At 53.8% G+C, this 6,602-nt stretch carries 8 protein-coding genes and 1 pseudogene; 6 read left to right on the forward strand and 3 right to left on the reverse strand.

Features of this window, described 5'->3' with window-relative positions; translation table 11 throughout:
• The first annotated feature begins 162 nt into the window (after positions 1 to 162).
• The 3 genes from B2994_RS00035 to B2994_RS00045 all read left to right on the forward strand — a co-directional run bounded on the left by B2994_RS00035 (position 163) and on the right by B2994_RS00045 (position 1,931).
• Positions 163 to 1,137: an AEC family transporter gene (locus B2994_RS00035; RefSeq protein ID WP_291526374.1), complete on the forward strand. Its 975-nt coding sequence runs from the start codon at positions 163 to 165 to the stop codon at positions 1,135 to 1,137.
• Between the two features lie 353 nt (positions 1,138 to 1,490).
• Complete coding sequence (locus tag B2994_RS00040) at positions 1,491 to 1,628, forward strand: type II toxin-antitoxin system Phd/YefM family antitoxin (protein WP_291526375.1); 138 nt, start codon at positions 1,491 to 1,493, stop codon at positions 1,626 to 1,628.
• A gap of 3 nt (positions 1,629 to 1,631) precedes the next feature.
• The gene (locus tag B2994_RS00045; protein ID WP_291526376.1) at positions 1,632 to 1,931 is read left to right on the forward strand and encodes a type II toxin-antitoxin system YoeB family toxin; all 300 of its coding nucleotides are present in this window, start codon (positions 1,632 to 1,634) and stop codon (positions 1,929 to 1,931) included.
• 684 nt (positions 1,932 to 2,615) lie between these two features.
• Here the strand turns inward: B2994_RS00045 and B2994_RS00050 are convergent.
• The gene (locus B2994_RS00050) at positions 2,616 to 2,858 is read right to left on the reverse strand and encodes a MazG-like family protein (protein ID WP_349675646.1); all 243 of its coding nucleotides are present in this window, start codon (positions 2,856 to 2,858) and stop codon (positions 2,616 to 2,618) included.
• Positions 2,788 to 3,129 (reverse strand): hypothetical protein, encoded by a 342-nt coding sequence (locus B2994_RS00055; RefSeq protein WP_291526378.1) that lies wholly within the window; start codon positions 3,127 to 3,129, stop codon positions 2,788 to 2,790. Before B2994_RS00055 ends, B2994_RS00050 begins: the two co-directional genes overlap by 71 nt.
• A gap of 168 nt (positions 3,130 to 3,297) precedes the next feature.
• Between B2994_RS00055 and B2994_RS00060 the strand changes: the two genes are divergently transcribed.
• Entirely contained in the window at positions 3,298 to 4,497 is a 1,200-nt protein-coding gene (locus tag B2994_RS00060) for a hypothetical protein (protein WP_291526379.1), read from the forward strand.
• 180 nt (positions 4,498 to 4,677) lie between these two features.
• Here B2994_RS00060 and B2994_RS00065 read toward each other — a convergent pair.
• Positions 4,678 to 5,082, reverse strand: a pseudogene (locus tag B2994_RS00065) (IS30 family transposase); the annotation flags it as partial.
• Between the two features lie 266 nt (positions 5,083 to 5,348).
• Here B2994_RS00065 and B2994_RS00070 point away from each other — a divergent pair.
• Entirely contained in the window at positions 5,349 to 5,546 is a 198-nt protein-coding gene (locus B2994_RS00070; RefSeq protein ID WP_291526381.1) for a hypothetical protein, read from the forward strand.
• Between the two features lie 22 nt (positions 5,547 to 5,568).
• Complete coding sequence (locus B2994_RS00075) at positions 5,569 to 6,546, forward strand: DMT family transporter (RefSeq protein WP_291526382.1); 978 nt, start codon at positions 5,569 to 5,571, stop codon at positions 6,544 to 6,546.
• Positions 6,547 to 6,602 lie beyond the last annotated feature (56 nt).

Genomic DNA, 6,602 nt, shown 5'->3' on the forward strand with positions numbered 1-6,602 from the left:
TCGCGTGCCGCCCATGTGTTGCCATGCAGACAGTTGGTTGCCTGATGGGACGCGGAACGATTACTCTCTCACAAAGAGCCGCGATCGTCGATCCTGTCCGGAACCAGGCCCGGCATTCGATCGCTCGTGGCCATCCGGGGTCGGCAGGAAAGGGGCGTCGAGTTGACGCAGTTTCACATTGTGTTCTCGCAGCTTGTTGGCATGGCCGTGATGATGCTCGTGGGCATCGTCTGCGTGAAGGCGCATGTGCTGGGGCAGAAAGCCATGGACGGCATCTGTTCGTTCATCTTGAAAGTCGGCATCCCGTTCATCGTGTTCTCCAACGCCGTGTCCGGCACCACGCGGGCGGACCTGGCGCAGTCCGGCGTGATCATGCTGCTCGACATCGTCATGTACGTGCTGCTCATCAGCATGTGCACGCTGATCGCCAAGCTCATGGGCCTGAAGGCCGAACGGGGGCGCATGTTCTGCGGGACCTTCGTCTTCGGCAACGTGGGGTTCATGGGGCTGCCGCTGCTGATGGCGCTATATCCAGGCAAGGGAGCCCTGTATTTCGCGCTGCTGTCGCTGGTGGACCAATGTGTCATGTGGACGTACGGGGTGTGGACCTGCAAGAAGGTGAGGGATGTGCACTCGCGCACCGACAAGGACCCCGCCCGCGGATGGCTGCAGCGTGTGCGATCGGTGATTTCCCCGGCGCTGGTGGCGGTGGCGCTGTCCCTGGTGGTGGTTCTGATCGGCGTGCCCATCCCCGAAGAGGTGCTGGCGCCGATCAAGGCCATCGGACAGACGGCCTCGCCGTTGTCGATGGTGTACCTTGGCGGCCTGGTGGTGTTGCGCGATTGGACCGGCGTGCTGCGCAAGCCCGAACTCTACGTTGGCGTGGTGCTCAAGATGCTCCTGTTCCCGATGGCCCTGTTCGCGCTGTTCACCACCGTCCCGCCGATGCTGGGTCTGACGATCAACCCGGATATCGTGCACACGATGGCGATCTGCGCCGGCATGCCCACCATGGTGGCGCTGGTCATGTTCGCCGAGAAGGAACACAACCAGCCGCAATATGCCATCGGCATGGTGGTCGCCAACACCATCGCGAGCCTGTTCACGCTGACCGCCGTGTCGTTCGTCGTGTTCTGAGGGTCTGTGGCCCAATGACGCGAGTATGACGTGATTGCGACGGGTCACGTCGGGATTGCGGCGTGATGTCGCGTTCTCGCGTCCGTACAGAGGTTCGGGAATATGGGTTGCTGCCGGAGGACGCCGTCGATGCCCGCACTATTCCCGATGACGTGCTTGACGAACTTGGCTTGACTGCTGAAGAAGTGGGGCAGTAGCTGTGTGGGATGCGAGGGCTTCTCCTGATTTCTGGCATACTGCTGTACCGTTTCCTGTGCATATATGTTGCGTTGGAAGGTGGCTGCCGTGGTCACGGCGGTTGCATACACCAACTTCTGGTCACCAACAGGGATCCCCATGACAACGTGGTGGTGATGAGCGCCGACGATTACGATTCGCTCATGGAGACGCTGCGTGTCTGCCGGAATCCCGGACTGCTCGCCAAGGTCCGCCGTGGAATGGTCCAGGTGCGTTCCGGCGACACCGCCACGCATGCTCTGGTCGAGGAGTGAGCCGTGCTGCGCTGGACCGAGGACGCGTGGGACGACTACCTGTACCGGCAGACCCGGGACAAGAGGACGCTCAAACGCGCTAACGCGCTGATACGCGATGCGATGTGTTTCCCGTTCGTGGGCCTGGGCGAGTCCGAGCCGTTTAAATGGGCCTCCGATATCGCCGAGGATTTCGGGTTCGACCTTTCCAGCGTGACACGTGCCTTCTATCGACTGCTTTGCAGGAGGTTCGCGAACGTTCCGCAAAAAGCGATCCGCGGTTTCATGCGGCTTGATGAGATGTCTAATTCCTTGGGGATTTGATAAGGAGACGCTTCGTCGTCGACATCGTGCGCATCGGCTGCAAGGCGGCGGGTGGGAGCGTGTGGTCGAATGCCGTGTCGGCAATGCCGGTGGCTGGCTTGCCGTCTGGATTCGGGAAGACGGCACCGCTTGGTTTTCTTCGTACGGGCACCCATGAGGGGATATTCGGCAACTGATGGAGACTCCATCGGACTTGTCGATTCGTTCCGTAGACGATATGTCGGAAGCCGGGAATCGAAGCCAAGACATTCGAGCATCATGCAGATCGACCGGAACCTTTTTGGTGACTAGACTTGGTCGGACCGTCAACGAGCAGGTCGTCGAACTGATGAAAGCGATGTACGACGCTTCAGGCCGATGAGATCGCCGGGGCCGCCGATTGAAGGTGTTCAAGTTGAAGGACACGGTCTTCAAGTCGGCCGTGGTCGAACACGATCGTGCTCAATGGGAAATTAATGATCGGTGGTGTCGGAATCGGCGACGAGTTCAGCGAAACGTCACCGGCTCCCAAGTGTCCACTTCGATTTGACGGAGTATGCATTGCATTCGATTGGCTGTATCAACGTCGCAGCGATTCCGGCAAATACGCTCCGCACGACTCCGTCGGCAGTCTGACGGTATCTCACGCCCTTTTGTCATGATTCCATCACTCCCATCGAGTTAGGGGAAATGCGGAACAAAAAATCAGTTTGTATCATGATATGAGTTGGCGGTGTAAGTGTTTGTCCTGAGATAAGGAGTGTAAGGGTTAGAGCTGAGAAATGTCCAGGGTCTCTTATCTTTTGGTGCTATTGCCGCGAGAAAGCTCAATCGGGTATTTTTTGTATCTTTTTTGAGCTTGTCAAAGATGATTTCATCAAGATCGAATCCAAGCTTGTCTGACGGCATGATGCAGTAGATGAGCGCGTCTGCGATTTCTTCGTGCATTCAATGATTTCAATTTATTGGCAAGAATTTTATTATTATTCGGTTCATTATTCAGTTCATTATATTTTTTGGTTGATTGTTCAGCCAGCGTTTCATATTGTAATGGTTCCGGATAAGCCGTTCTGCTGGTTGTTTTACCGATTATCAGATAGGCAAGTATATTATCAGGGCTATTAATGAGCTTCAATAATAGTTCAGCAGGAGTGGTTTCCGATATACCGGCGGCAATTTCAAGCTTCTGCTGTTTATATTTATCCAATGATGACATCATGCTGTCAATGCTGGCATTATGCATCATGCATTAACCGGATGCGTGCCATTGTCTCATCAACTTCCATGTTATTGCCATGCTGGAGTTCCCATGCTTTCGCATCGAAATAAATATGTGATTGTTTTATGTTTCCTGCAATCATGTGTTCAAATAGCATTGGTTTCAGTTATGATGGAAAATGATGATAGATTGATGATTGACTATTTTAAAGCATTGATTATCATCAGATGGGAGTATTTATTCATGTTTGATTTCCTGCGTAAGAAAGCACAGAAACCAGCGGAACCAGTTCGGCGGACGCCGGTGTTATCCTCGTGGCATTATTCGAAAGCGGAGAATAAAATGGTTCCATGTGCATCCACTCCATGCCGGTTACATGGTGCTGATGATGTCATGGCGACTGATGCGAGGGATGCGACGATTAAAATGAATCAGAAGATTCTCGCGTATCAGAAATATAAGCAGGCGCAGGCTAATAAAAATGGCATTGGAATAACTAATGGCGATAAGTCAGATCCTGATCCTGAAACAATGAATAATGATGAATTCCGTGGGACAATGTTCGGTGATAATGCACATACAAGCGTCATCAGTTGTAATCCAATGAAAATCGGGAATGATAGTTATGTTCCAGTCATGCATGATTCAAGTAACTGGGATGAAATAATCGAATTCGCTCGTGAATGCAATTATTGCCATGCTAATGGTAGAATCACGGAGGATGATGGCAGGAAAGTGAATTGTCCTAAATGCTATGGCGTGAAATATGCATTTCATATTTCCGGTTCACCATCTGAAATGGTGTTATACCAGCATGTTGAGGATTCAGAGGATGAACGTTTCCATGCTTTTGTCAAAGCGCATCCTGATGAATTCAATGATTACATGATTCATTCAATGATGGCGGGTTGTTATTTGGCGGATGATGGTGAGAAGAAAATATATTCATCTGATTATAAGAAAAATCCGAAGCAAGCCATTGCGTCAGATCCGGATAAATTCCTGCAAATGATTAGAATGAAAAAACAACAATATGACGCTGAAATGCAAGGTAAGAAAACAGAGCGTCCATTTGCGGTCAGTGATGGTATTAAAATAGGAAAAATATATGGAATGCTTCCCGATTTGTATATAAGTAAAATAGGCCGTTTCAAGGATAGGAGAACCGGCGAGCAGAAAGTAATTGCAATAGGCCAGAATCGGGCAAATGGTTCAATGATTAAATTTTTCATCAAGGATAATCCCCGGTTACGTGTGGGAACGCGCGTTCAGATTTCAGGAGGCCGTTATGTCGGTTCAGATTTTGAACCTGATGGACGCATCATGCATAAAGTGAAAACATCATTCCTTGCCATTGTCGAACGATGAAAGTTCCTGATTCATCATTAACATGCTATGCATTGCATGCATGAGCAGTAAACTACCAGTTGATAGACGTAAACTTTTAATGACAGCCGTGAAAATGGCAATAACCCGCTGTCTATTTGTAAGTGCAACATCCTTGTCAGGTTTGTCGGTTTAGCAGTTCGTCGGCGAAGGCTTCGGCGGGTGTGCGGTAGCCGAGCACACGCATGGACTCTCCGGATACTCCATGCGCAGCCTGCCGCTGATCAGCGGCTGCGACCGGCCGCGGCCCAGCCATCCGGCCACCCGCGCCCACAGGCGGTTGCGCGACAGGCGGCGCGGCTTGCGCGGCGTCGACCGTCGACGGTCGGCCTTGCGCTGGGCGGGCCCGGCGGTGCAGTGCCTTCCCGTCCGCGGGCCCGGCTTGAGCCGCTTCGGCCTATACGGCCGGTACGACTCGTTCTCGTTGGACGGGAGCCACGTGTTGCGCTTGGCCTCCCGACTGATCGTCGAGGCATTGCGGCCGGGCATCAGGCCGATCCCGCGGATGCCGGTGCCGTTGCCGACCTCGATAAAATAACGGGAATGATCATAGCCTGCTTCATCCAGCCGAACGTGATGGTCATTCCCGACTGCAACTGATGGCGCTGGACTTATGCCGCTTTTGGCGACTGATATTGAGGGATTCGTTTTCATCAAATCCGCGCGCAGCGCGGAGTGCATGGTTCACGCTGCGCTGGCCACCAGTGGAGATTAGAGGGATTAGAGTCCGGACGTTATCTCTAACTGGTGTCGCACTTTCAATTAGGCAACGGGGCTGTTCCAATATGCTATTTGGGGGAATAGGATAACTGATCGAAAAGAGGCTGTTGTTCATGAAATTCGGAATGAGGAAACCCAGTTGGAGGAAGAGCCTGTCCGCGCGCACCCGGGGACGGGCCACCCGTGCGGTCAAACGGGCGCTGATTCCCGGCTACGGCAAGAAGGGCATGGGCTGGCTGCATCCCAGGCGCAAGCTGTACAACAAGGTGTATAGGAAAACCACGTTCAGCCTGTTTGATTTGTTCAGGTGACGGCCTGATGTTCCCTGCGAAGATGACCGAATCGCTGCAAGGGGAGCGGGAACGCGACGTTGCCGCGTCCGGCAAAAACCAAAAGGGTTCCCCGCATGAAGGCATAAGCGTTCCCAAGAACGTCGCCCGTCTTATGATGCTGGTCAACGCCGCCGTATGGGGTTCCGGATACACCATGCTCAAACATGTGCAGGACGTGATGACGAGCCAGTGGATGATGTTCTTCCGCATGAGCGCCTCGACTGTGCTGATGGCGCTGGTGTTTCTTCCGCGTCTGCGCAGAATCGGCATGAGACGCTACATTGCGCCGGGATGCATGCTTGCGCTGACGTATTGGCTTGGCTTCATGTTCCAACTCAAGGGATTGGAAACCACTTCGCCGGGTCGCAACAGTTTCTTCACCGACACCTACTGCGTGATGGTGCCGTTCGTGCTGTGGGCGTTGACGCGCAAGCGTCCCGGCGCGCAGCATATCGTGGCGGCGCTCGTATGCACGCTCGGCATCGGACTGGTTTCGCTGAGCGGCACGGGTGGCGAGGAACTCGCCGGCGTGGGATTCGGCGATGCGATGACGATTGTCGGTGCGCTGTTCTTCGCGGTGAACCTTGTGGTCGTCGGCATGATGGGACGCAAATTCGACGCGGTGGCGTTGATGCTGTCTGAATTCGCATGGTGCGCGCTGTTCTTCGGCGTTGGCGCGGTCCTGTTCGACGGTGCGCCATCCGCGGCGTGGATGCGCGCGGACGTGGTGCTGTGCCTTGCGTATCTGGTGGTCGGCTCGACCATCATCGCGCAGATCTTCCAAACCATCGCCGTGCAGAACCTGCCGGCCACGGAAGGCTCCGTGATTCTGAGCACCGAATGCATTTTCGCCATGATGGTTTCCGTGATTTTCGCCGGGGAACAACTCACCGTGCCGTCGGTATGCGGTTTCGCCGTGATTTTCGGCGCGATTCTGCTTTCGGAGGTACAGTTTCCGATGCGTCGCAAAACCAAATAACGCGTTCCGTAGATGTATCAAGAAATCCACGCTCGACAAGATGCTCATGTAGGGGG

Origin of the sequence: Bifidobacterium sp. UBA744 (assembly GCA_002298605.1) — a bacterium.
GTDB lineage: Bacteria > Actinomycetota > Actinomycetes > Actinomycetales > Bifidobacteriaceae > Bifidobacterium.